Source organism: Curtobacterium sp. 18060, from assembly GCF_902706105.1.
Classification (GTDB): Bacteria; Actinomycetota; Actinomycetes; order Actinomycetales; family Microbacteriaceae; genus Curtobacterium.
The window spans coordinates 1-22376 of the sequence record NZ_CACSJV010000015.1; the positions used below are offsets into that span (position 1 = coordinate 1).

Consider the following 22376-nt stretch of genomic DNA (forward strand, 5'->3'; position numbering starts at 1 on the left):
GCATGAGCCCCCGCCGCCCCGACGACGCCGCGCCGTTCCGCCCGATCGACTGGACCGGTGAGACGCCCCCGGCGATCCCGGCCCGGTTCGTGCCGGACCACGTCGCGATCGTGATGGACGGCAACGGTCGGTGGGCCAACGGCCGCGGGCTGACGCGGATCGAGGGACACAAGGCGGGCGAGGCCTCGCTGCTCGACGTCGTCGCCGGCGGGATCCAGATCGGCGTCAAGCACATCTCGGCGTACGCGTTCTCCACCGAGAACTGGAAGCGTTCGCCGGAAGAGGTCCGGTTCCTGATGGGCTTCAACCGCGACGTGATCCGTCGTCGGCGCGACCAACTCAACGAGTGGGGCGTCAAGGTGCGGTGGGCCGGACGCCGTCCGCGGCTGTGGCGGAGCGTCATCGACGAGCTCGACCGTGCCGAGCAGATGACCGCGCGCAACGACGTGCTGACCCTGACGATGTGCGTCAACTACGGCGGCCGGAACGAGATCGTCGACGCCGTGCGGGGGATGGCCGAAGAGGTCGCCGCGGGACGCCTCAAGCCGAGCCAGGTCACCGAGAAGGCCCTGGCGAAGCGGCTCTACGTGCCCGAGATGCCCGACGTCGACCTGTTCCTGCGGAGTTCGGGGGAGCAGCGCACGAGCAACTTCCTGCTGTGGCAGTCGGCGTACGCCGAGATGGTGTTCCTGGACCGCCTGTGGCCGGACTTCCGGCGCACCGACCTGTGGGGCGCGATCGAGGAGTACGCACGCCGCGACCGTCGCTACGGCGGTGCGGTCGACGCCCCGACGGCGTAGCGGGACCATCAGCCGGGCAGCGGCCCGTCGAGCAGGTGTGCCGCCGACCGCACCGCGTCCAGGGCCGCACGGACGCTCGGGACGCGCTCGGCCCCTCGGGCGATGACGACCTCGACCCGGCGGGCCAGGTCGTCGTCCACGGGGTCGACCCGGACCTCGGCGGGGATGACCGTCGTCGCGAGCGCCAGCCGGGGGAGCAGCGCCACGCCGAGTCCGGCGGCGACGAGCCCCACCACCGCAGCCGCGTTGTCGGTCTCGAGCACGATGTCCGGGGTGAACCCGGCGGTCGCACACGAGGCGAGCAGGTGGCCGCGGCACCGCGGGCAGCCGCCGATCCAGCGGGCGTCGCGGTGCGACGCGAGGTCCACGACACCGGCGTCCGCGGTGCCCGAGCCTCCGACCGGCGTCACCAGGGCGAGCGGATCCCGCCCGAGTGCCCGCGTGACGAGCCCGGGGTCCGGGGCAGACCCGACCTCGTCGCCGACGTAGGTGAAGGTCAGGGCGACGTCGACCTCCCCGCTCCGCAGCAGGTCGAGCGCCTCGGGCGGTTCGACCTCGACGTACGAGGTCGTCACGCCCGGAGCCGTCGACGCCAGCCGGGCGAGCACGGCGGGCACGAGAGCCGAGGACGCGCTCGGGAACCCGGCGAGGCGCACGCGGCCGCGGGTCAGCCCCCCGACGGCGTCGAGGTCCTCGCGCGCGGCGGTCAGCGCGGCCTGCACGTGCAACGCGTGGTCCGCGAGCACCCGACCGGCGTCCGTCAGGGTGGCACCGCGCCCGCCGCGACCGTCCTGCCCGGACCGCAGCACCAGGGTGTGCCCGAGTCGCCGCTCGGCCCGGGCGAGCAACTGGCTGACCGCGGGTTGGCTCGACCCGAGTGCTGCGGCGGCGCGGGTGATCGACCCGCCGTCGGCCACAGCGCGGAGGATCCGGAGCAGCTGGGGATCGATGTCGTCCATCACGCGATGTTATCGGCTGCACAACAGAACAGGCCTGGTGTGATGGGGCACGAGCCGGGACGCTGTCCGCATGGACTCCTTCCCCGCCGGCCGTGGCTACCTCGCGGCGTGCACCGCCGGTCTGCCGACCCGGGCCACGATCGCCGCCCAGCGGGCCGACCTCGACGCGTGGTCCCGAGCCGAGACCTCGCCGGCCCACTACGGAGCGTTGGTCGAGGAGGGCCGCGCGCTGTTCGCCGCCCTCGTCGGGGTGCCGGTGTCCCATGTCGCGACCGGCTCGCAGACCTCGGTGATGGCTGCGGTCGTCGCCGATGCGTTGCCGGACGGTGCTGAGGTGGTCGTCCCCGACGGCGACTTCAGCTCGGTCGTCTTCCCGTTCCTCGCCCAGGCGCACCGAGGCGTCCGCGTCCGGCACGTGCCGCTCGACCGGCTCGCCGCGTCCGTCGGGCCCGACACCGCCCTCGTCGCGTGGTCCGCGGTGCAGTCCGCCACCGGCGCCGTCACGGATCCCCACCCGGTCGTCGCCGCGGCCCGGCGGGTCGGGGCCCTCACCCTCTGCGACCTCACGCAAGCAGCCGGCGTCCTGCCCGTCGACGCGGCACTGTTCGACGTGACGCTCACGCACGCCTACAAGTGGCTCTGCGCACCGCGCGGCGTCGCCTTCATGACACTCTCCGACACCGCCCTCGGTCGGCTCCGCCCGGTCCAGGCCGGCTGGTACGCCGGCGCGGACGTGTGGTCGTCCTGCTACGGCCCCGACATGCGCCTGGCCGACGACGCCCGTCGCTTCGACGTCTCGCCTGCCTGGCAGGCGTGGCCCGGTGCCGTGGCCGCGCTCGAACACGCGGTCGCGCTCGACCAGCAGGCGGTCTGGAGGCACGCCACCGGTCTCGCAGACCGGCTGTGCGACGCCCTCGGGTCGCCTCGGCAGGGCGACGGGCAGGCGATCGTGACGTTCGCGGACGCCGACGGGTCGGCCCTCCGGGCCCTCACCGCCGCCGGGCTCACCGCGTCGGGGCGTGCCGGGCGACTCCGGATCGCGTTCCACCTGTGGAACGACGAGTCCGACGTGACCGACGTGGCGGCCGCACTGCGCGGGGTGAGGGCGACCACGTCGGCGAGGTGAGCGCTGCGGGCGGACGCGGGGCGGGCCTCCCGGCCGACGATCGCCGGTAGTCTTGCCCGGACCGTTTCCGCACCGAGCACCCAGCTCGGCGACCTCTGGAGCACTCTTTGGCACAGCCCACCCGTCTCGACAGCGTCATCGCCCTGGCCAAGCGCCGCGGCTTCGTCTTCCAGTCGGGTGAGATCTACGGAGGCTCCCGCTCCGCGTGGGACTACGGGCCCCTCGGTGTGGAGCTCAAGGAGAACATCAAGCGTCAGTGGTGGCAGCGGTTCGTCCGCGGCCGTGGCGACATGGTCGGCCTCGACTCCGCCGTCATCCTGCCCCGCAAGGTGTGGGAGGCCTCCGGCCACGTCGCGACCTTCACCGACCCGCTCGTGGAGTGCCTGCACTGCCACCACCGGTTCCGCGAGGACCACCTGATCGAGGCGTTCGTCGCCAAGAAGGGCCGCGACCCCGAGGGCCGCATGGCCGAGATCGCCTGCCCGAACTGCGGCACCCGCGGCGAGTGGACCGAGCCCCGCGAGTTCTCCGGGATGCTCAAGACGTACCTCGGCCCGGTCGAGTCCGAAGAGGGCCTGAACTTCCTGCGCCCCGAGACCGCCCAGGGCATCTTCGTCGACTTCGCGCAGGTCGTGACGACCAGCCGGATGAAGCCCCCGTTCGGCATCGGCCAGGTCGGCAAGGCGTTCCGCAACGAGATCACGCCCGGCAACTTCATCTTCCGCACCCGCGAGTTCGAGCAGATGGAGATCGAGTACTTCGTGCCGCCGGCCGAGGCTGGGGAGCACTACGAGCAGTGGATCGCCGACTCGATCGCGTTCTACACCGAGCTCGGCATCGACCCGGAAAACCTCCGCCGCTTCGACGTGCCGGACGGCGAGCGGGCGCACTACTCCGACGCCACCGCCGACATCGAGTACCGCTTCGGGTTCACCGGATCCGAGTGGGGCGAGCTCATGGGCGTCGCGAACCGCACCGACTTCGACCTCAACAACCACATCGAGTCGTCCGGCCAGGACCTGCGCTTCTTCGACCAGGCGGCCAACGAGAAGTACGTGCCGTACGTCATCGAGCCGTCCTTCGGCCTGACCCGTGCGCTCATGGCGTTCCTGCTCGACTCGTACCACGAGGACGAGGCACCGAACGCGAAGGGCGGCGTCGACAAGCGCACCGTGCTGCGACTCGACCCGCGCCTGGCGCCCGTCAAGGCCGCGGTGCTGCCGCTGTCGCGCAACGAGCAGCTGTCGCCGGTCGCCCGCGGCCTGGCCGACGACCTGCGCAAGAACTGGAACGTGGACTTCGACGACGCCGGTGCGATCGGCCGTCGCTACCGTCGTCACGACGAGATCGGTACGCCGTTCTGCATCACGGTGGACTTCGACACGCTCGAGGACAAGGCCGTGACCGTGCGCGAGCGCGACACCATGGCGCAGGAGCGGGTCGCCCTCGACCAGCTGCAGGGCTACCTGGCGCAGCGCCTGCTCGGCGCGTAGGGGTCTCGCGGGCGTCGCGGCGTCGCGGCGCGGATGCGCTTCGCACAACCAAAGTCACCTCGAACCGCGCGATCCCGCGGCGCGAGGTGATTTTGGTTGTGCGGCGGGAATGTGCGCGCAGCGTCCGCGTTGGGATCAGCATGAACGACTCCGTGAAGGTCGATGTCTGGTCGGACATCGCCTGCCCCTGGTGCTACATCGGCAAGCGCAAGTTCGAGGCCGGCGTCGCCGCGTTCGGCGCCTCGGCGGACGGCCGCCCGGTCGAGGTCGAGTACCACTCCTTCGAGCTCAGCCCGGACACCCCCGTCGACTTCGAGGGCACCGAGGCCGAGTTCCTGTCGGAGCACAAGGGCATGCCCGTCGAGCAGGCGCAGCAGATGCTCGACCAGGTCACCGGCATCGCGGCCTCGGTCGGGCTGGACTACGACTTCGAGGCCATGCACCACACGAACACCGTGAAGGCGCACCAGGTCATCCACCTCGCCAAGCAGCACGGCAAGCAGCTCGACATGGTCGAGCGCCTGTTCACCGCCTACTTCGAGCGCGGCGAGCACGTCGGCGACGACGCGACGCTGGCCGACCTGGCCGCCGAGATCGGGCTCGACCGCGACGAGGTCCTCGCCACGCTCCGCGACGACTCTCAGCTCGCAGCCGTCCGCGCCGACCAGGCCCAGGCGCAGGCCTTCGGCATCAACGGCGTCCCCTTCTTCGTCATCGACGGCAAGTACGGCGTCTCGGGCGCGCAGGACCCGGCAGCGTTCGAGCAGGTGCTGACGCAGGTCGTCGCGCTGCGCGGGACGACTCCGGACGAGGTCGCCTCGGCGACCGAACGCGCTGCGGACGACGCGAGCGCCGACGTGGCGGCGACCCGATGACGGGCGCGACGGTCACCGTCGGGGGTGGGGCGGGCCTCCCGTCCGCCCCGTCGGTCCCGGATGCGATCTCCGGTCTGGAGGCGCGCCCCGGCCTGCTCACGCTGGTCACGCCCGGCGGTGCGCCGGTCTGCGACGGTGATTCGTGCCTGATCGACGCCGGATCGTTCGCCGGTGCCGAGGGCGACTGGACCGAGGTGCCGGACTGACGGTTTCGTCGGTCGCGCGCCGCGCGCTGCTGGTCCCGCGCCGCGCGCTGCTGGTCCCGCGCCCCCGTGCGGTCGTTGCGCCCCGACTCTGCGGGGCGCAACGGCTGTGCGGGGGCGCGATCCGTCGGTCGCCGGACCGCTCAGTCGCGCTGCGGTTCCTCGTCGGTGATGTCGGCGACCGTCGCGCCGTACGCGGCGACGAGGTCGTCGGCGTCGACGAAGGCACTCGCGCCGTGGCGGCCCGCGCCGAGGGCGACCCGTCGACCGACGATGCGGTCGTCGGCGTAGACGGGCAGGTCGCCGGTCGCGCCGATGGGCGTGATGGTGCCGCGCTCGTAGCCCGACGCCTGGAGCGCGGTCGCCGCGTCGGGCATCGAGAGCTTGTTCACGCCGACGACGGTGCGGAGCTTCTTCCACGCGATGCTCCGGCCGCCCGGAACGAGCGCGAGCAGGAAGCCGCCGTCGTGCCGCTTGACGACCAGCGTCTTCACGATGTCGCCGGGGTCGATGCCGAGCAGTTCGGCGGCCTGCTGCAGGGAGTCCGCGGCGGGGCGTTCGACGACCTCGACTGTCAGACCGCGGGCTGCTGCGTCGGTGTCGAAGCGGGTGCTGGCGTCGATCGTCATGTGGAGAACGCTACCGGCGAGCACCGACGTGGGAAGATGGGACAGGTATGACGATCACACAAGCCCCAGCACGGCCTCTGCGCATCGGCCCGATCGAGGTCGACGTGCCGGTCGTGCTCGCGCCCATGGCGGGCATCACGAACATGGCGTACCGCCGGCTCTGCCGCGAGTACGGCGCCGGTCTCTACGTCTGCGAGATGATCACCTCGCGCGCACTGGTCGAACGCACTCCCGTGTCGATGCAGCTCATCCAGCACCACGAGTCCGAGACCCCGCGGTCGATCCAGCTGTACGGCGTCGAGCCGAACACCGTGGCCGAGGCCGCGTCGATCCTGGTGGGCGAGGACCGTGCCGACCACATCGACCTGAACTTCGGCTGCCCGGTGCCCAAGGTCACCCGCAAGGGCGGCGGCGCGGCCCTGCCCTGGAAGCTCGAGCTGTTCCGCGAACTCGTCACGAAGACCGTCCGCGCCGCAGGGAACGTGCCGGTCACCGTGAAGATGCGCAAGGGCATCGACGAAGACCACCTGACCTACCTCGACGCCGCCCGCATCGCGCGGGACGCCGGCGTCGCCGCGGTGTCGCTGCACGCCCGCACGGCGAACGAGCACTACTCCGGTCACGCCGACTGGTCGGCGATCGCGACGCTGAAGGAGACCGTCACCGACATCCCGATCCTCGGCAACGGGGACATCTGGTCGGCTGCCGACGCCCTGCGCATGGTCGACGAGACCGGCGTCGACGGCGTCGTCGTCGGACGCGGGTGCCTCGGGCGTCCGTGGCTGTTCGGCGACCTGGCCGCGGCGTTCCGCGGCGAAGGGCTGCGGTACATGCCGACCCTGGGCGAGGTCGCCGACGGGTTCCGTCGGCACGCCGAACTGCTCGTCGAGTTCTTCGGGTCCGAAGACCACGGTTGTCGCGACGCCCGCAAGCACGTGGCCTGGTACTTCAAGGGGTACCCGATCGGCAGCGACGTGCGGTCCGGTCTCGCGCTGTCGTCGAGCCTGCAGGAGATCGACGACCTGCTCGGGCAGCTCGACCGCGACGCACCGTACCCCGGCGAGGGCGCCGAGGGTCCCCGTGGTCGCTCCGGCAACCCGAAGCGCACCGCCCTGCCCGACCGCTGGCTCGAGTCCCGCGACGTCGACAGCGAGTTCCGCAAGGTCCTCGCCGCCGCCGAGCTGCACCACAGCGGCGGATGAGCGCCACCGCCTCGTACGGCCCGGCCGACGCCGAGCGCTGGCTCCCGGAAGAGCACGGCAACCGCCGATCGGACTTCGCCCGTGACCGCGCACGGCTGCTGCACTCCAGCGCGCTCCGTCGCCTCGCCGCCAAGACCCAGGTGCTCAGCCCGACGACCGGGCTCGACTTCGCCCGCAACCGCCTGACCCACTCGCTCGAGGTGGCGCAGGTCGGTCGCGAGCTCGCGGACTCGTTGGGCCTCGACCCCGACGTGGTGGACACCGCGTGCCTGGCGCACGACATCGGCCACCCGCCCTTCGGCCACAACGGTGAGACCGCCGTCAACGCCTGGGCCGCCGGCATCGGCGGGTTCGAGGGCAACGCGCAGACGCTGCGGCTGCTCACCCGACTCGAGCCGAAGGTGTACGGGCTGCGGCCGGGGTCGGGCGCCGCTGTCGCTGCCGGCGCTGGCGCGGGGGCTGGTGCTGGCGCTGGCGTCGAGCGTCCCTTCGGGCTCAACCTGACGCGCGCGTCACTCGACGCCAGCTGCAAGTACCCGTGGCCCGCGGCGCAGGGCGTCTCCGAGTCGTCATCGGGTCGGACCAAGTTCGGCTTCTACGACGACGACCACGACGCCTTCGAGTGGCTCCGCGCCGGGGCGCCCCGTCGGCAGCGGTGCATCGAGGCGCAGGTCATGGACCTGTCCGACGACATCGCGTACTCGGTGCACGACTTCGAGGACGCCGTCGTCGCCGGGTTCATCGACGTCGCGGCGCTCGGCGACCGGGTCGGCGAGAACGACATCGTCACCGCGATGCACGCGTGGGTGGGCGACGACCTGAGTCGTGAGGAACTGCTCGAGGCGTTCGACCGCCTCCGGGCCCTGCCGCTCTGGATGACCTCGTACGACGGGTCCCGGCGTGACGCAGCGCACCTGAAGAACCTGACCTCGCAGCTGATCGGCCGCTTCGCGCGGACGGCAACGGCCGCGACCCGCGAGTCCTACGCCTCCGGGTCCCTGGTCCGGTTCGCGGCGTCGGTGGTGACGCCGCCGGAGATCATCGGCGAGATCGCGGTCCTCAAGGGCATCGTGGCGGCGTTCGTGATGACGCAGGGCGGCCGGCAGCCCGTGTACGAAGACCAGCGCCGGATCCTGACCGAGCTGCTCGACGCCCTCGCGGCGTCGGGTGCATCGGACCTCGAGCCCGGCTTCGCCGCCGACTGGCGTGCGGCGTCCGACGACGACGGCCGACTCCGCGCCGTGGTCGACCAGGTCGCGAGCCTGACGGACCAAGGGGCGATCGCCTGGCACCGGCGGTTGGTCGTCGGCGAGCGGGAAGCGGTCCACATCCCGGTGTGAGCGGGGTGCTCCGTCGGCCTCGGTGGCTCGCCCACGTCTCGGGGCCGCGGTCGGCTCGGTGGCTCGTCCACATCTCGGGGCCGCGGTCGGCCGAGGTCGGTCCCACGAACTAGGATCAGAGGGTGGCTGGCAGGATCGCGCGGAACGACATCGACGAGGTCCGCTCGCGTGTCAACATCGCCGACGTCGTCGGCGACTACGTCACGCTGAAGAACGCGGGCGTCGGGTCGATGAAGGGGCTCTGCCCCTTCCACGACGAACGTTCCCCGTCGTTCCACGTCCGACCCCAGGTCGGCCGGTACCACTGCTTCGGGTGTGGCGAGGACGGCGACGTCTTCAGCTTCATCATGGCGCAGGACCACACCACCTTCGCCGAGGCCGTCGAGCGCATGGCCGCGAAGATCGGCTTCACCCTGCACTACGAAGAGGGCGACGGGCCGCGCACCGACTACAACACCCGGGCCCGGCTGATCGCGGCCAACGAAGCCGCGCTCGAGTTCTACACGGCGCAGCTCACCACCGCCGCGGCCGACCCCGCACGGCGGTTCCTGGGGGAGCGCGGGTTCGATCCCTCGGCGGCGCAGCACTTCGGTGTCGGCTTCGCCCCGAAGTCGTTCGACATGCTCAAGGACCACCTGCGCGGTCGGGGCTTCACGCTCGAGGAACTCACCTCGGCCGGGCTCGTCAGCCAGGGCGACCGGTCGCCGTACGATCGGTTCCGTGGTCGCCTGATGTGGCCGATCCGCGACGTCACCGGAGCGACGATCGGGTTCGGCGCCCGTCGCCTGCTCGACGACGACAAGGGCCCGAAGTACCTCAACACGCCCGAGACCCCGATCTACCACAAGAGCCAGGTGCTCTACGGGCTCGACCTGGCCCGCCGCGACATCTCGAAGCAGAAGCAGGTCGTGATCGTCGAGGGCTACACCGACGTCATGGCCTGCCACGTCGCCGGCATCACCACCGCGGTCGCCACGTGCGGCACCTCGTTCGGCGTCGACCACATCAAGGTGCTCCGACCGATGCTCGGCGACCTGGCCGGCGCCGACCCGAACGCCAACGGCGAGGTGGTCTTCACCTTCGACCCGGACGAGGCCGGGCAGCGTGCCGCCTCCCGCGCCTTCGCCGAGGAACAGCGGTTCGCGGCGCAGACGTTCGTCGCCGTGGCGCCCGGTGGCCTCGACCCGTGCGACCTCCGGCTCGCCCGCGGCGACGACGCCATCCGCCGCCTGATCACGAACAAGCGCCCGATGTTCGAGTTCATGATCCGCCGCACGTTGGAGGGCCACGACCTCGAGACGGTCGAGGGCCGCGTCAGTGCCCTCCGCGCCGCCGCGCCCGTGCTCGCCGGCATCCGCGACCGCTCGCTCACGCAGGGCTACGTCCGCGAGCTCGCCGGCTGGCTCGGCATGGACATGCCCGAGGTCCGTCGATCGGTCGAGACCGCGCGTCGGCGTGCGGGGTCGACGGACGATCGGTCAGGAGGCCCGGGGCGCGACGGTCGCGCCGGTCACGCCACCGACGGGGCCGGTGTGGTCGAGGAGCCCGTCGCCGGGATCCGCTCGCTGCCGAACGACCCGATCAGCCGCATGGAGCGCGACGCCGTCATGGCGATGGTGCAGCAGCCGACCTCGGTCGGAGCGCCGCTGCTCGGGCTCGCCGCATCGGCCACGTTCTCGGCGCCGATGCTCGCCGTCGTGCGGGACGCCGTGGTCGCCAACGTCGACGTCATCGGGGCGGGGGACTGGCTCGACCGGTTGCTCGCCGACGTGCCGGCCCCCTTGCGCACCCTGACGCACGAGCTGGCCCTCGCGCCGATCCCCGCGCGCAACGCCGAGGACCTCGCCGCGTACTGCCGGAGCATCGTCGTCGCCCTGGTCGAGCGGGACCTGCTCGCCCGCAAGGCCTCGTTGCTCGGACAACTGCAGCGTGCGGACCCGCACGAGCAGGCCGAGCGGCGCGCCGAGATCCAGCGGCAGCTCGTGGACATCGACGCGCAGCGCATGCGGCTCCGCGCCGACGCCGAGGCGTCCTAGCCCCGCCCTCTCGCCGCCCGAGTGTCGGGGCGCCTGCCGCGCGGCCGTGTCGGGCGTCGAGTGGTCGCAAGGCGTCGGCTGGCCGGGGTCCGGCCGACGGGACGTGACCGCTCGGGGTGGGACGGGCGGTGTGTCGTGACCGGTCGGCGGGGGCGACCACCCAGGTTGCAGCGCGCAACTTTCGTGTGCGGCGCGCCGGGCCGATGCGCACGGATGATGCATCACGCGACGGGTGCTTGCATTACAGCGGTGTAAACAAATCGCTCCCGGTTCGATCTGTTCCGTGACAGGGTGATACCAATGAGCGTTCCTGGCCGGGCACACAGACGTACCACCCGCCGGTCCGGACACTTGCACCCAACTTCAAGAGAGGCATCGAACATGGCATCCGTGTTCAAGAAGCACACAGCCACGTGGGGCAGGCGCGGCATCGCGCTCGGCGCCGGAGCAGCAGCGACGGCGCTGGTGCTGACCGGCTGCGCGAGCAGCAGCGTGAGCGACACCGAGCTGAACGGCCTGAGCATCGGGACGACGGACAAGATCACGTCCCTCGACCCGGCCGGTTCCTACGACAACGGCTCGTTCGCCGTGCAGAACCAGGTCTTCCCGTTCCTGATGAACACGCCAGTGGGCAGCCCGGACGTCGAGCCGGACATCGCCACGAAGGCGGAGTTCACGAACCCGACCACGTACGAGGTCACCCTCAAAGACGGCCTCGAGTTCGCGAACGGCAACAAGCTCACCTCGAGCGACGTGAAGTTCTCGTTCGACCGTGAACTCAAGATCAACAACGAGAACGGCCCGCAGTCGCTGCTCGCCAACCTCAAGAGCATCGACACCCCGGACGACACGACCGTGGTGTTCAACCTCGACCACGCCGACCAGACCTGGCCGCAGGTGCTCTCGAGCCCCGCCGGCCCGATCGTCGACGAGGACGTCTTCAGCGCGACGAAGCTCACCAGCGCCGACGACATCGTCAAGGGCAAGGCGTTCGCCGGGCAGTACCAGATCAGCTCCTACAAGGAGAACCAGCTGATCCAGTACAAGACGAACCCGAAGTACGACGGCCTGCTGGGCAAGGCGAAGACCTCCGAGGTGACGGCCAACTACTACACCAAGGAGACCGACCTCAAGCTCGCCGTGCAGCAGGGCGACGTCGACGTGGCGTACCGCTCCCTGACGCCGACCGACATCTCGGACCTGCGCAAGGACGACAAGCTCAAGGTCACCGACGGCCCCGGCGGCGAGATCCGCTACGTGGTCTTCAACTTCAAGACGCAGCCGTTCGGTACCGGTCAGGACGACGCCGACGAGGCGAAGGCCCTCGCCGTGCGCCAGGCCGCCGCTGACGTGGTCGACCGCGCCGCCCTGGCGAAGGAGGTCTACAACGACACCTTCACGCCGCTGTACTCGATGGTGCCGGACGGCCTCACCGGTGCGGTCCAGCCGTTCAAGGACATGTACGGCGACGGCGACGGTGGCCCCGACGTCGACAAGGCGAAGAAGACCCTCGCCGACGCCGGTGTCTCCGGCAAGGTGCAGCTCGACATCCAGTACGCGCCCGACCACTACGGTTCGGCGTCGGACGACGAGTACGCGCTGCTGAAGACGCAGCTCGAGGACTCGGGCCTGTTCACCGTCAACATCCAGTCGACGGTCTACACGACCTACGCCCAGGAGCGCACCAAGGACGCGTACCCGGAGTACCAGCTCGGTTGGTTCCCGGACTTCTCCGACGCCGACAACTACCTGTCGCCGTTCTTCACCAAGGAGAACTTCGTCCAGAACCACTACGACGACTCGGTCATCCAGGACCTCATCGCGAAGGAGCAGGCGGAGTCCGACCCGGACAAGCGTGCCGACCTGATCGAGCAGGCCCAGGAGCGCGAGGCATCGCAGATCTCGACGCTGCCCCTGCTGCAGGGCAAGTCCGTCGCCGTCGCCGGCAAGGACGTCAAGGGTCTGACCCTCGACGCCTCGTTCAAGTTCCGGTACGCCACCCTCAGCAAGTAGCACCACGCCCCTCGCGCAGGCCGCGGGCGTTCCCACGAGGAACGCCCGCGTGCCTGCGCACCGGCATGAAAGGCACCCCTCCCCGTGACCCTGAGCACCCCCGAGGCGACCCAGGACGTGAACGGCACCGATCCGACCAAGCCACAGGCACAACGTCGTGCCAAGAGCAGTGGCGGCGGACTCGGCCGGTACGTCCTCGTCAGGTTCCTCCTCATCATCCCGACCGTCTTCATCCTGGTGACGCTCGTGTTCTTCCTGATGCGCGTCATCGGGAACCCGATCACCGCGTCGGTCGGCGGCCGACTCACCCCGACGCAGCTGCAGGAACGCCTGCACGCCGCCGGGTACGACCGTCCCGTGCTCGTGCAGTACTTCGAGTACCTCGGCGGCATCCTGCGCGGTGACTTCGGCAACGCGTCGACCGACAACCGGCCGATCACCGAGATCATCCTGCAGTACGGCGGCGCGACCGCCGAGCTCGTGTTCTACGCCCTCGTCGTCGCGCTCGTGCTCGGCATCCCGCTCGGCATGCTGGCCGCGTACACGCGCGACAAGTGGCCCGACGTGCTGCTCCGTGCCCTCGCGATCCTGACGTACGCGACCCCGGTGTTCTTCGGCGGTCTGCTGCTCAAGCTCGTCTTCTCGGTGTGGCTCGGCTGGCTGCCGCTCGGCGACCGCGCGTCGACCAGGGTGGAGCTCATCCTCGACGGCATCCCCGGCGCGAGCGGCATCTACATCATCGACGCGCTCCGGACCGGCAACGCGGCGGTCATCGGCGACGTGCTGCATCACGCCGTCCTGCCCGCACTGACCCTCGGACTGCTGACCGCCGGCATCTTCCTGCGCCTGGTGCGCGCGAACATGATCGGGTCGCTCGGCTCCGAGTACGTCGACGCGGCCCGCTCCCGCGGTGTCCGCGAGTCGCGGCTCGTCCGGACGCACGCGTTCCGCCCCGCCCTCGTGCCGATCATCACCGTGATGGGCCTGCAGATCGCGATGCTGCTGGGCGGTTCGGTCCTGACCGAGACCACCTTCGGGTGGCGCGGCCTGGGCTTCGAGCTCAACCAGTACCTGTCGGCCCGTGACTTCGTCGCGGTCCAGGGCATCGTCGCGATGCTGGCGGTGATCGTCGCGGTGACCAACTTCATCGTCGACGTCGTCGCCGCCCTGATCGACCCGAGAGTGAGGTTCTGACGATGGCCGACACCACCCTCGTCGACCGCCACGAGCCGCTCTGGAAGCGGCTGCCCGTGGTGGTCCAGCTCCGCAAGAGCACCGGCTGGCAGCGCGCCATGCTCATCGTCGGCGTGGTCATCTGCGCCCTGTACCTGCTCGTCGCGGTCTTCGCGCCGCTGCTGGCCCCGTACGGCTTCGGCCAGCTGCAGGGCGCGGACGGCGAGAGCTTCCCGCGCACGGGCGCACCGAGCGCCGAGCACATCTGGGGCACCACCGTCGGCGGGTTCGACGTGTTCAGCCGGGTGGTCTACGGCGCCCGGACCGCGGTCCTCGTCGTGATCGTCGCGGTCGTCGTGTCGATCGTCGTCGGCGTGCTGCTCGGGCTGGTCTCCGGCTACCTGGGCGGTTGGCTCGACCGGGTCCTCGTCGTGGTCGCCGACGCGATCTACGCGTTCCCCTCGCTGCTGCTCGCGATCGTCGTGTCGATCGTGATCTCCGGCGGCAACTCGAGCTACTCGGGCGGCATCATCGCGGCGGCGATCTCGATCACCGTCGTCTACGTGCCGCAGTACTTCCGGGTGGTCCGTGCCGAGGCCGTGCGTCTGAAGAACGACGCGTTCGTCGAGTCGGCGCGCGTGATGGGCACGAACCCGTGGCGCATCATGACCCGCCACGTGCTGCGCAACTCGACCAGGTCCCTGCCGCTCATCCTGACGCTCAACGCCAGCGACGCGATCCTGACCCTGGCCGGCCTCGGCTTCCTCGGGTTCGGCATCGGTCCGACGTCCGGCGCCGAGTGGGGCTACGACCTCAGCCGTGCGCTGTCCGACGTCGCGAGCGGCGTCTGGTGGACCGGTGTCTACCCGGGTGTCGCGATCGTGGTGCTGGTGCTCGGTGTGACGTTCATCGGCGAGAGCCTCAACGACATCTCCGACCCCCGTCTGCGTGCGCGCCGACGGCTGAAGCAGCTGGTGTCCACGCGCGACGCGCGCAACACGGCCACCGCGGAAGGATCGGGCGCATGACGACCGACACCGAGAACGCACCCGTGGTCGTCGTCGACGATCTCACGGTCACCTTCGCCACCGACGGCGGCGCCGTCGACGCGGTCAAGGGCGTCAGCCTCGACGTCCGCCCTGGCGAGGTCCTCGCCCTGGTGGGCGAGTCCGGCTCCGGCAAGTCCGTCACGGCTCGCGCCATGCTCCGGCTCATGCCCGAGACGGCGACGCTCGGCGGCGCGGTGCTGCTCGACGGCACCGACGTCGTCACCGTCGGCGCGCAGAAGCTCCGCAGCCTGCGGGGGACCGCCGGTGCGATGGTCTTCCAGGAGCCGTCGACCGCCCTCAACCCGGTCTTCACGGTCGGGTGGCAGATCGCCGAGGGGCTCCGCGCCCACGGCGGCATGTCCAAGAAGGAGGCGCGGGCGAAGGCCATCGACTACCTCGGCCGCGTCGGCATCCCCGACCCCGAGACCCGCGTCGACCACTACCCGCACCAGTTCTCCGGCGGCCAGAAGCAGCGTGTCGTCATCGCGAGTGCCCTGGCCCTCGAGCCGTCGGTGATCATCGCCGACGAGCCGACCACGGCGCTCGACGTCACGGTGCAGGCCGAGATCCTCGACCTGCTCCGCCGCTGCCGCGACGAGTTCGGCACGGCGATCGTGATCATCACGCACAACATGGGCGTGGTGGCCGACCTGGCCGACCGCGTCGCCGTGATGTACCAGGGCGAGATCGTCGAAGAGGCCTCGGCGACGGACCTGTTCGCGCGTCCGCAGGCCGACTACACGAAGCGGCTGCTCGCCGCCGTGCCCCGGCTCGAGGCGTCGACGGGCACCGCCCGCCGTGCCGCGATCACCGAGGACGTCACCCCGCTGGTCGAGGCGAAGGGGCTCGAGATCGAGTACCCCGGCCGCCTCGGTTCGCCCGCGTTCCGCGCCGTGAAGGGCGTCGACCTGGCGATCCGTCCCGGCGAGGTCCTCGGCTTGGTGGGGGAGTCCGGCTCCGGCAAGACCACGATCGGTCGCGCCATGGCCGGGCTGACGAAGGTCACCGGCGGCTCGCTGAAGGTCCTCGGCGCCGAGATGCTCGGCTACCGGGAGCGCGACTTCAAGCACCTGCGCAAGGACATCGGGTTCGTGTTCCAGGACCCGGCGACGTCGTTCAACCCGCTGCTCACGATCGCCGAGTGCGTCGCCGAGCCGCTGGTCGTCCACAAGGAGGTGTCGAGCCCGCGTGCGGCCCGTAAGCGCGTCGACGAACTCCTCGAGGCGGTCCAGCTGCCGAAGGCGTACGGGGACCGCTACCCGCACGAGCTCTCCGGCGGGCAGCGCCAGCGCGCCTCGCTCGCCCGGTCGCTCGCGCTCCGGCCGAAGCTGCTCATCGCCGACGAGCCGACGAGCGCGCTCGACGTGTCGGTGCAGGCCCGCGTGCTCGAGCTCTTCCTCGAGCTCCAGCAGGACCTGGGCTTCGCGTCGCTGTTCATCAGCCACGACCTGGCGGTCGTGGGCGCGCTGTCCGACCGGATCGCGGTGCTGTACCGCGGCGACCTGGTCGAGGTGGGCACGACGGCGCAGGTCCTCGGCGCCCCGCAGCACCCGTACACGCAACGCCTGCTGGCGTCGCTCCCGGTGCCGGACCCTGCGGAGCAGGCCGAGCGACGGCGTACGCTGGAGCAACTGGAGAACGTCGGGTCCTGACCCGATGCGACCCGCGTCTGGTCCCGACCCGGCGCGACCCGTCCAGGAGGCCCGTCCAGCGTCGTCGACGCACGCCGGGCCTCCTGGACGGTCGCCTCCACAGCTGTACGCACGACGGTCCTGCCAGCGCGGTCCGTCGCGAACCGCCGCCAGGGGGCGGCGTGGAAGGGGACCCATGATCGCGGTCAACGGACCGGCGGTCGTCGCGGACGACGTGTCGATCGAGTACCGGGGCGGACGGGGGTCCGAGTCGATCCGAGCGGTCGACGGGGTCAGCCTGACGGTGCGGCAGGGCGAGATCCTCGCGCTGCTCGGAGAGTCGGGGTCGGGCAAGTCGACCTTCGCCGCCGCGATCGCGGGGCAGCTCGGGTCGCACGGCGAGGGTGACGGTGCGCTGCGCCGGCACATCGTCGGGGGCGAACTGACCGTCCTCGGCCAGAAGACCCGCGGGCTGCGCGGTTCGTCCCGCAAGCTCGAGCGGCTGAGCGGCCGGATCGGCTACCTGCCGCAGGACGGCGCCGACCGGCTCAGCCCGGACCTCACCGTCGGCGAGGCCATCGCCGAACCGATCTACCAGCGCGACCGCCGCTTCGACCGCAAGGAAGCGGGCCTGATCGTCGCGCGCCTGGTCGACGCCGTGCACCTGCCGCTCGGCGTGATGCGGCTGAACACCTGGGAGCTCTCCAGCGGGCAGCGGCAGCGTGTCGCCCTGGCGCGGGCCCTCGTGCTCGAACCCCAGCTCCTGGTCGCCGACGAACCCGCCCGCGGCGTCGACGTGCTCGTGCGCCAGTCGGTGCTCGAGGCCCTGGCGACCCTGCAGCGCAACCGGCAGTTCTCCGCCGTCGTGGTGTCCAGCGACCTGCGTGAAGCCGGAGCCCTGGCCGACCGCGTCGCCGTGATGGCCGATGCCCGGTTGGTCGGCCTCGGCACCTTCGACGAGGTCCTCGACAACCCCGTCGACCCCTACGTCAAGACCCTGGCCGCGACCGCGGCCCGCGGCGTGAAGCGTCGCCCGGCACCCACCGCCCCGCGCCGCTCGACGGCGCCACGCCGACCGGTCGCCGCCGGCACCGGCCCCCGCACGGACCGACGGGAGAACCCGTGAGCACCGCCACCCGAGGCCACCGCGCCGTCGTCCCCACCTCCGGCGCCCCGCTGCCGATCGACGCACCGCAGTCCGGCCCCGTCGCCGTGCTGCCGGAGCCGACCGACCTGCACGTCACCGCCGTGACCGAGGCCGGCGGGACCGTCGCGCCGCTCGACGCGGACACCCGCGGGCTCGTCTGGCTCGACCCCCGCGACCCGTCCGGCCTCGCCGACGCGCTCGACGCCGCACCGGGGATCGGCTGGGTGCAGCTGCCGTTCGCCGGGGTCGACGCCTTCGCACACCTCATCCAGGAGCACGGGGACCGCGTGCTCTTCACCTCGGCGAAGGGCGCGTACGCGGAGCCCGTCGCCGAGCACGCCCTGGCGCTGACGCTCGGGACGCTGCGGGTCCTGCAGAAGCGTGCCCGTGCACACTCGTGGGCCACCGAGCCCGAGGGTGTGTCGCTCTACGGCCGGAACGTCGTCGTGATCGGCGCCGGCGGGATCGCGCTCGAGTACATCCGCCTGCTCGCCCCGTTCGACGTCGACGTCACCGTGGTGCGTCGCTCGGCCGACCCGGTGGACGGCGCATCGCGCACCGTCACCACCGACCAGCTCGACGAGGTCCTGCCCGACGCCGACGTCGTGATGATCGCAGCAGCCATGACCTCGGGCACCGCGAAGCTCTTCGGCGAGCGGCAGTTCGCGATCATGAAGCCGTCCGCCCGGCTCGTCAACATCGCCCGCGGGGGACTCGTCGACACCGACGCCCTGGTCGAGGCCCTGCGCACCGGTGCGATCGCCGCCGCCGGGCTCGACGTCACCGACCCCGAGCCGTTGCCCGACGGCCACCCGCTGTGGTCCGAGCCCGGCGCGGTCATCACGCCGCACCAGGCCGACACCCCGGAGATGGTCGCGCCGCTGCTCGCCGAGCGGGTGCGACTCAACACCACGGCGTTCCTCGACGGCAGCGGCGAGGGCTTCGTCGGCGTCGTCGACCCGGTCGCCGGGTACTGAGGAGCAGCGCTGCACCGGGGGCCACAGCGCGGCGCGCCCGGGCGGCGTGTCCGATGCGGTGAGGGGCCCTGCGGTGCTGCTATGCTGTTACCCGTTGTTCGCACGACATTCGCCAGCGGACAGTGATCCTCGATAGCTCAATTGGCAGAGCAGCCGGCTGTTAACCGGCAGGTTGTTGGTTCGAGTCCAACTCGGGGAGCAACAGACCCCCACCCGCCCGGGTGGGGGTCTTCTGCGTTTCGTTGCCGCGCGGTGCTAGCTGCCCGGTGCTTGCTGTTAGCGTTCACAGGTGCACCGATCCCGTCCGCCCCGCGCCGTGTTCCTCGGCGTGATGCTCGCGGCGGTCATCGCGCCCGTGCTCGTCGGGTGCAGCGGTGCCGGACCCGACACCGATGCGTCAGAGGAGCCCACGAGCTCGGAGACCGGGCTCGGGTCGGGCGCCTCGCCGGTCGTGTTCGCCTTCGTGTGCGACGACGGCGACCCCGAGACCTACACGACCTACTCTGCGGTGTGGGAGGACGAGCGGACCTCGTGCACCGCGAAGCGGCTCACGGGCTCGGTGCCGTCGACGCAGCAGCAGGCCGCGGTCGACGCGACCCGTGGTGACGCCACCCTCGTCGAGCTCGCGAGCACCTGCGCCGTGACCGGCACGGACCCGTGGACGTCGGCCGTCGCCGACGACGGCGCAGCGCACGTCGCCGCCGGCCTCCTGCAGTACTGCCCGGGGCACCCGGAGACCGACCACCTGCGCGACGCGCTGACGACGTACCGGAGCTGAGCCGGGCCTCCCGGTCGTCAGCTGTCCACGGCAGGCGACGCGCGGGCCGGACCGGCCCGTCAGCCCTCGGGGTGGTCGCGACCCGGCAGCCACGACTGGCCGGGGCCGCCCCAGCTGTTCTTGCGGATGGCCTTGGCGACCTGCTTGCCGTAGGGGTGCACCAGGCGGTCGGCGTAGAGCCAGCCGTCCAGGTGGTCGTACTCGTGCTGGAAGATGCGTGCGAGCCAGCCGTCGGCCCGGACCTCGAACGGTTCGCCGTGCTCGTCGAACGCCCGGAGCAGCGCGCTGCCGGAGCGTCGGAGCGGGAAGCGCTCACCCGGCACGGACAGGCAGCCCTCGGACTCGTCGTCCTCGTCGAGCTCGTCGACCGACTCGGGGACCGGCGGGCTGATCCAGAGGACCGGGTTCACGGCCGCGGCGCGGTGCAGTACTTCGTCGTCGTCGGTGTACGAGTACACGAACAGGCGCTTGCCGACGCCGACCTGGGGTCCGGCCAGCCCGACGCCGGGGGCGAGGTCCATGGTCTCGAACATGTCGGCGACGAGGGAACGGAGGTCGTCATCGAACTCGGTGACCTCGGCTGCACGCTCGTGCAGGACGGGTTCGCCGGTGATGCGGATCGGGAGAACGGCCATTCACCCAGGTTATCCGGCGGTGGACGGTAGCCTCGACGCGTGACGACGGACCTCCAGCTGCCCGACGCAGTGAACCTGACGCCGTTCCAGGCCCTCATGATCCCCGTCGCGCTCATCGGTGCGGTGTTCCTGTCGCTGGGAGCGCAGTTCCAGAGTCGTGGTGTGCAGCGGGTCGAGGCGCGGCTGGGGCGGCAGTCGAAGGGGCTGAGCGTCCGGCACGTCGTCGGGCTGGTCTCGAGCGGCTACTGGGTGCTCGGCACGCTCATGCTCGGCATCGCCGTCGTGCTGCAGCTCATCAGCATCACGTACGCGCCGCTGATCGTCGTGCAGCCGCTCGGGGCGGTCGCGCTCGTGATCACCACGTGGTTCTCCTCCCGGTCGTCGGGCGTGCCGCTGGGCCGTCGGGCGAAGCGTGCGGTGTGGACCTGCATCATCGGTGTCGCGATCTTCGTCGGCATCGCGGCGTTCGTCGGGCACGAGAGCGCGATCACCCGGCAGCAGCTGGTGACCGTCCTGATCATCCTGGCCGTGGTGCTCGTGCTCGTGCTGGTGTCGTTCCGACTCGTGGCCAAGCACAAGAGCGCGCTCTACTACATCGTCGGCGCGGGCATCCTCTACGGGTTCGTCGCGACGCTCGCCAAGGTCGTGCTGAACCGGTTCGTGAACGGCACGTTCGACTGGTTGACGGTCCTCGCGATCATCGGGGTGGTCGTCGCGGCGTCGCTCGGCGGGTACTTCGTGCAGAACGCGTACTCGGCCGGTTCGGCGGACCTCGTCATCGCGGGGCTGACCGTGATCGACCCGATCGTCGCCGTCGGGATCGGCGTGGTGGTGCTCGACGAGGCGTCCGGGGCACCCTGGGGTGCGGTCGCCGGGTTCGTGGTCGCGGCCGGCATCGCCATCACCGGGGTGTTCCTGCTCGCCAAGCACCACCCGCAGACGCGCGCCTGACCGCGGGGCCGCGGGCGGCGCAGCGCCGTCGCCCGTCACCCCGAGGTACCACGGGGTCCTCCGCGCGGCTGACGCGGCCGCGGATGCGGGTGCGGTACCGTCGGCAGTCCGACCAGCAATCGCCCACGAGAGGACGACGCCAGCCGTGTCAGGAGACGTCACCACCGCCACCGCCGAACCGACGGGCGCGACGGGCGGACACCGACCCTTGCGCATCCTGATCGCCGCGGACACCTTCCCGCCGGACGTCAACGGCGCCGCCACCTTCGCCGAACAGCTCGCCGTCGGCCTGGCCGAGCGCGGGCACGAGGTCCACGTCGTCGCCCCGGCCTCGAGCCGCAACTACGGCACCTTCGACGAGGAGCACCAGGGCGTGACTCTCGTCGTGCACCGCCTGAAGTCGTACAAGTGGCCGCTGCACGCCTGGCTCCGTTTCGTGTGGCCGTGGAGCGTCAAGAAGTGGACCGGCCCGATCCTCGACGCCGTGAAGCCCGACGTCCTGCACATCCAGTCACACGTCGTCATCGGTCGCGGGATCGTCCCCGAGGCGAACGCGCGCGGCATCCGGGTCATCGCGACGAACCACTTCATGCCCGAGAACCTGCTCGAGTACACGCCGTTCGGCAAGTGGACGCTGCCCATCGCGCTGAAGATCGCGTGGAGCGACGCCGCGAAGACCTACCGGCTCGCCGACACCATCACGACGCCGACGAACCTGGCTGCCGACTACCTGCGCAAGGCCATCGCCGGACAGCGGGTGCTCGCGATCTCGTGCGGGATCGACGCGTCGCGGTACGTGGCGCGCGAGGGCCGTCCGGTCAACAACGACATCGTGTTCGTCGGCCGCGTGGCGCCGGAGAAGAACCTCGACGTGCTGGTCCGGGCCGTGGCGCTGCTGCCCGGTTCGCTCGCGGCGACCCTGACGATCGTCGGCGACGGCGAGATGATCCCGAAGCTGACCGCCCTGGCGAAGGAGCTCGGGCTCGAGGACCGCGTCCGGTTCCTCGGGTTCGTCTCGGACGAGGTCAAGCGCACCGCCCTGACGAACGGCACCGTGTTCGCGATGCCCTCCACCGCCGAGCTGCAGAGCATCTCCTCGCTCGAGGCCATGGCGTCCGGGCTGCCGGTCGTCGCGGCCGACTCGATGGCGCTGCCCCACCTCATCGACGGCAACGGGTACCTGTTCGCCCCCGGCGACGAACACGACCTCGCCGCCAAGCTCGAGGCGGTGTTGACGGCGTCGGAAGCGGAGTACACGGCCATGCGGGAGCGCAGTTCGGCCATGATCGAGGCACACGACATCAACCGCACGCTCACGACGTTCGAGGCGCTGTATCGTGGGGAACCGGTGGCCTGACG

General features: G+C 71.2%; 20 protein-coding genes and 1 tRNA gene. 18 read left to right on the top strand and 3 right to left on the bottom strand.

Going from position 1 to position 22376, the window contains the following annotated elements; translation table 11 throughout:
- Positions 1-2 precede the first annotated feature (2 nt).
- Entirely contained in the window at positions 3-800 is a 798-nt protein-coding gene (locus tag GVL05_RS09225; protein WP_133938217.1) for an isoprenyl transferase, read from the top strand.
- Positions 801-808: 8 nt separating this feature from the next.
- On the opposite strand, the gene GVL05_RS09230 is transcribed toward GVL05_RS09225, so the two are convergent.
- Entirely contained in the window at positions 809-1759 is a 951-nt protein-coding gene (locus GVL05_RS09230) for a LysR family transcriptional regulator (RefSeq protein ID WP_159572975.1), read from the bottom strand.
- A gap of 70 nt (positions 1760-1829) precedes the next feature.
- On the opposite strand from GVL05_RS09230, the gene GVL05_RS09235 reads away from it, so the two are divergent.
- From GVL05_RS09235 to GVL05_RS09250, 4 genes are all read left to right on the top strand, one after another.
- A complete protein-coding gene (locus GVL05_RS09235) occupies positions 1830-2885 on the top strand; it encodes an aminotransferase class V-fold PLP-dependent enzyme (RefSeq protein WP_159572976.1) in 1056 nt (351 codons plus the stop codon).
- A 107-nt stretch (positions 2886-2992) separates the two neighbouring features.
- The gene (locus tag GVL05_RS09240) at positions 2993-4378 is read left to right on the top strand and encodes a glycine--tRNA ligase (RefSeq protein ID WP_123938268.1); all 1386 of its coding nucleotides are present in this window, start codon (positions 2993-2995) and stop codon (positions 4376-4378) included.
- A 140-nt stretch (positions 4379-4518) separates the two neighbouring features.
- On the top strand, positions 4519-5253 hold the full coding sequence (locus GVL05_RS09245) for a DsbA family protein (protein WP_159572977.1): 735 nt from the start codon (positions 4519-4521) through the stop codon (positions 5251-5253).
- On the top strand, positions 5250-5459 hold the full coding sequence (locus GVL05_RS09250) for a hypothetical protein (protein WP_123340411.1): 210 nt from the start codon (positions 5250-5252) through the stop codon (positions 5457-5459). The genes GVL05_RS09245 and GVL05_RS09250 overlap by 4 nt, the downstream gene beginning before the upstream one ends.
- A 140-nt stretch (positions 5460-5599) precedes the next feature.
- Here GVL05_RS09250 and GVL05_RS09255 read toward each other — a convergent pair whose 3' ends face one another.
- Positions 5600-6085, bottom strand: a complete 486-nt coding sequence (locus tag GVL05_RS09255; RefSeq protein ID WP_159572978.1) for an aminoacyl-tRNA deacylase — start codon at positions 6083-6085, stop codon at positions 5600-5602.
- Positions 6086-6132: 47 nt separating this feature from the next.
- On the opposite strand from GVL05_RS09255, the gene dusB reads away from it, so the two are divergent.
- The 11 genes from dusB to GVL05_RS09310 all read left to right on the top strand — a co-directional run bounded on the left by dusB (position 6133) and on the right by GVL05_RS09310 (position 19431).
- Positions 6133-7287, top strand: a complete 1155-nt coding sequence (gene dusB / locus GVL05_RS09260) for a tRNA dihydrouridine synthase DusB (RefSeq protein ID WP_123292566.1) — start codon at positions 6133-6135, stop codon at positions 7285-7287.
- Positions 7284-8627: a deoxyguanosinetriphosphate triphosphohydrolase gene (locus GVL05_RS09265; RefSeq protein ID WP_159572979.1), complete on the top strand. Its 1344-nt coding sequence runs from the start codon at positions 7284-7286 to the stop codon at positions 8625-8627. Before dusB ends, GVL05_RS09265 begins: the two co-directional genes overlap by 4 nt.
- A 122-nt stretch (positions 8628-8749) precedes the next feature.
- A complete protein-coding gene (dnaG, locus tag GVL05_RS09270) occupies positions 8750-10663 on the top strand; it encodes a DNA primase (protein ID WP_159572980.1) in 1914 nt (637 codons plus the stop codon).
- Between the two features lie 381 nt (positions 10664-11044).
- Positions 11045-12676, top strand: a complete 1632-nt coding sequence (locus GVL05_RS09275) for an ABC transporter substrate-binding protein (protein ID WP_159572981.1) — start codon at positions 11045-11047, stop codon at positions 12674-12676.
- Between the two features lie 117 nt (positions 12677-12793).
- Positions 12794-13870 carry an ABC transporter permease gene (locus tag GVL05_RS09280; RefSeq protein ID WP_159573013.1) on the top strand — a complete coding sequence of 359 codons (1077 nt, stop codon included), beginning with the start codon at positions 12794-12796 and terminating at the stop codon, positions 13868-13870.
- A 2-nt stretch (positions 13871-13872) separates the two neighbouring features.
- Complete coding sequence (locus GVL05_RS09285; protein WP_159572982.1) at positions 13873-14877, top strand: ABC transporter permease; 1005 nt, start codon at positions 13873-13875, stop codon at positions 14875-14877.
- Complete coding sequence (locus GVL05_RS09290) at positions 14874-16550, top strand: ABC transporter ATP-binding protein (protein WP_123292571.1); 1677 nt, start codon at positions 14874-14876, stop codon at positions 16548-16550. Before GVL05_RS09285 ends, GVL05_RS09290 begins: the two co-directional genes overlap by 4 nt.
- 175 nt (positions 16551-16725) lie before the next feature.
- On the top strand, positions 16726-17655 hold the full coding sequence (locus GVL05_RS09295; RefSeq protein WP_159572983.1) for an ATP-binding cassette domain-containing protein: 930 nt from the start codon (positions 16726-16728) through the stop codon (positions 17653-17655).
- Complete coding sequence (locus tag GVL05_RS09300) at positions 17652-18653, top strand: D-isomer specific 2-hydroxyacid dehydrogenase family protein (protein WP_235035922.1); 1002 nt, start codon at positions 17652-17654, stop codon at positions 18651-18653. Before GVL05_RS09295 ends, GVL05_RS09300 begins: the two co-directional genes overlap by 4 nt.
- 126 nt (positions 18654-18779) lie before the next feature.
- Positions 18780-18852: transfer RNA gene (locus GVL05_RS09305), tRNA-Asn, on the top strand.
- A gap of 90 nt (positions 18853-18942) precedes the next feature.
- Positions 18943-19431, top strand: coding sequence for a hypothetical protein (locus GVL05_RS09310; RefSeq protein ID WP_159572984.1), 489 nt, complete (start codon positions 18943-18945; stop codon positions 19429-19431).
- A gap of 59 nt (positions 19432-19490) precedes the next feature.
- On the opposite strand, the gene def is transcribed toward GVL05_RS09310, so the two are convergent.
- A complete protein-coding gene (gene def / locus GVL05_RS09315; protein ID WP_131920455.1) occupies positions 19491-20066 on the bottom strand; it encodes a peptide deformylase in 576 nt (191 codons plus the stop codon).
- Positions 20067-20105: 39 nt separating this feature from the next.
- Between def and GVL05_RS09320 the strand changes: the two genes are divergently transcribed.
- A complete protein-coding gene (locus GVL05_RS09320) occupies positions 20106-21017 on the top strand; it encodes a DMT family transporter (RefSeq protein WP_181437562.1) in 912 nt (303 codons plus the stop codon).
- A gap of 145 nt (positions 21018-21162) precedes the next feature.
- Positions 21163-22374, top strand: coding sequence for a glycosyltransferase (locus GVL05_RS09325; RefSeq protein ID WP_131846208.1), 1212 nt, complete (start codon positions 21163-21165; stop codon positions 22372-22374).
- The last annotated feature ends 2 nt before the right edge of the window (positions 22375-22376 follow it).

What these genes read in the sequence shown, in the direction of transcription:
- GVL05_RS09225 (WP_133938217.1), top strand. Translation starts at nt 3, where the DNA reads ATGAGCCCCCGCCGCCCCGACGACGCCGCGCCGTTCCGCCCGATCGAC.
- GVL05_RS09230 (WP_159572975.1), bottom strand. Translation starts at nt 1,759, where the DNA reads ATGGACGACATCGATCCCCAGCTGCTCCGGATCCTCCGCGCTGTGGCC.
- GVL05_RS09235 (WP_159572976.1), top strand. Translation starts at nt 1,830, where the DNA reads ATGGACTCCTTCCCCGCCGGCCGTGGCTACCTCGCGGCGTGCACCGCC.
- GVL05_RS09245 (WP_159572977.1), top strand. Translation starts at nt 4,519, where the DNA reads ATGAACGACTCCGTGAAGGTCGATGTCTGGTCGGACATCGCCTGCCCC.
- GVL05_RS09250 (WP_123340411.1), top strand. Translation starts at nt 5,250, where the DNA reads ATGACGGGCGCGACGGTCACCGTCGGGGGTGGGGCGGGCCTCCCGTCC.
- GVL05_RS09255 (WP_159572978.1), bottom strand. Translation starts at nt 6,085, where the DNA reads ATGACGATCGACGCCAGCACCCGCTTCGACACCGACGCAGCAGCCCGC.
- dusB (WP_123292566.1), top strand. Translation starts at nt 6,133, where the DNA reads ATGACGATCACACAAGCCCCAGCACGGCCTCTGCGCATCGGCCCGATC.
- GVL05_RS09265 (WP_159572979.1), top strand. Translation starts at nt 7,284, where the DNA reads ATGAGCGCCACCGCCTCGTACGGCCCGGCCGACGCCGAGCGCTGGCTC.
- GVL05_RS09275 (WP_159572981.1), top strand. Translation starts at nt 11,045, where the DNA reads ATGGCATCCGTGTTCAAGAAGCACACAGCCACGTGGGGCAGGCGCGGC.
- GVL05_RS09285 (WP_159572982.1), top strand. Translation starts at nt 13,873, where the DNA reads ATGGCCGACACCACCCTCGTCGACCGCCACGAGCCGCTCTGGAAGCGG.
- GVL05_RS09290 (WP_123292571.1), top strand. Translation starts at nt 14,874, where the DNA reads ATGACGACCGACACCGAGAACGCACCCGTGGTCGTCGTCGACGATCTC.
- GVL05_RS09295 (WP_159572983.1), top strand. Translation starts at nt 16,726, where the DNA reads ATGATCGCGGTCAACGGACCGGCGGTCGTCGCGGACGACGTGTCGATC.
- def (WP_131920455.1), bottom strand. Translation starts at nt 20,066, where the DNA reads ATGGCCGTTCTCCCGATCCGCATCACCGGCGAACCCGTCCTGCACGAG.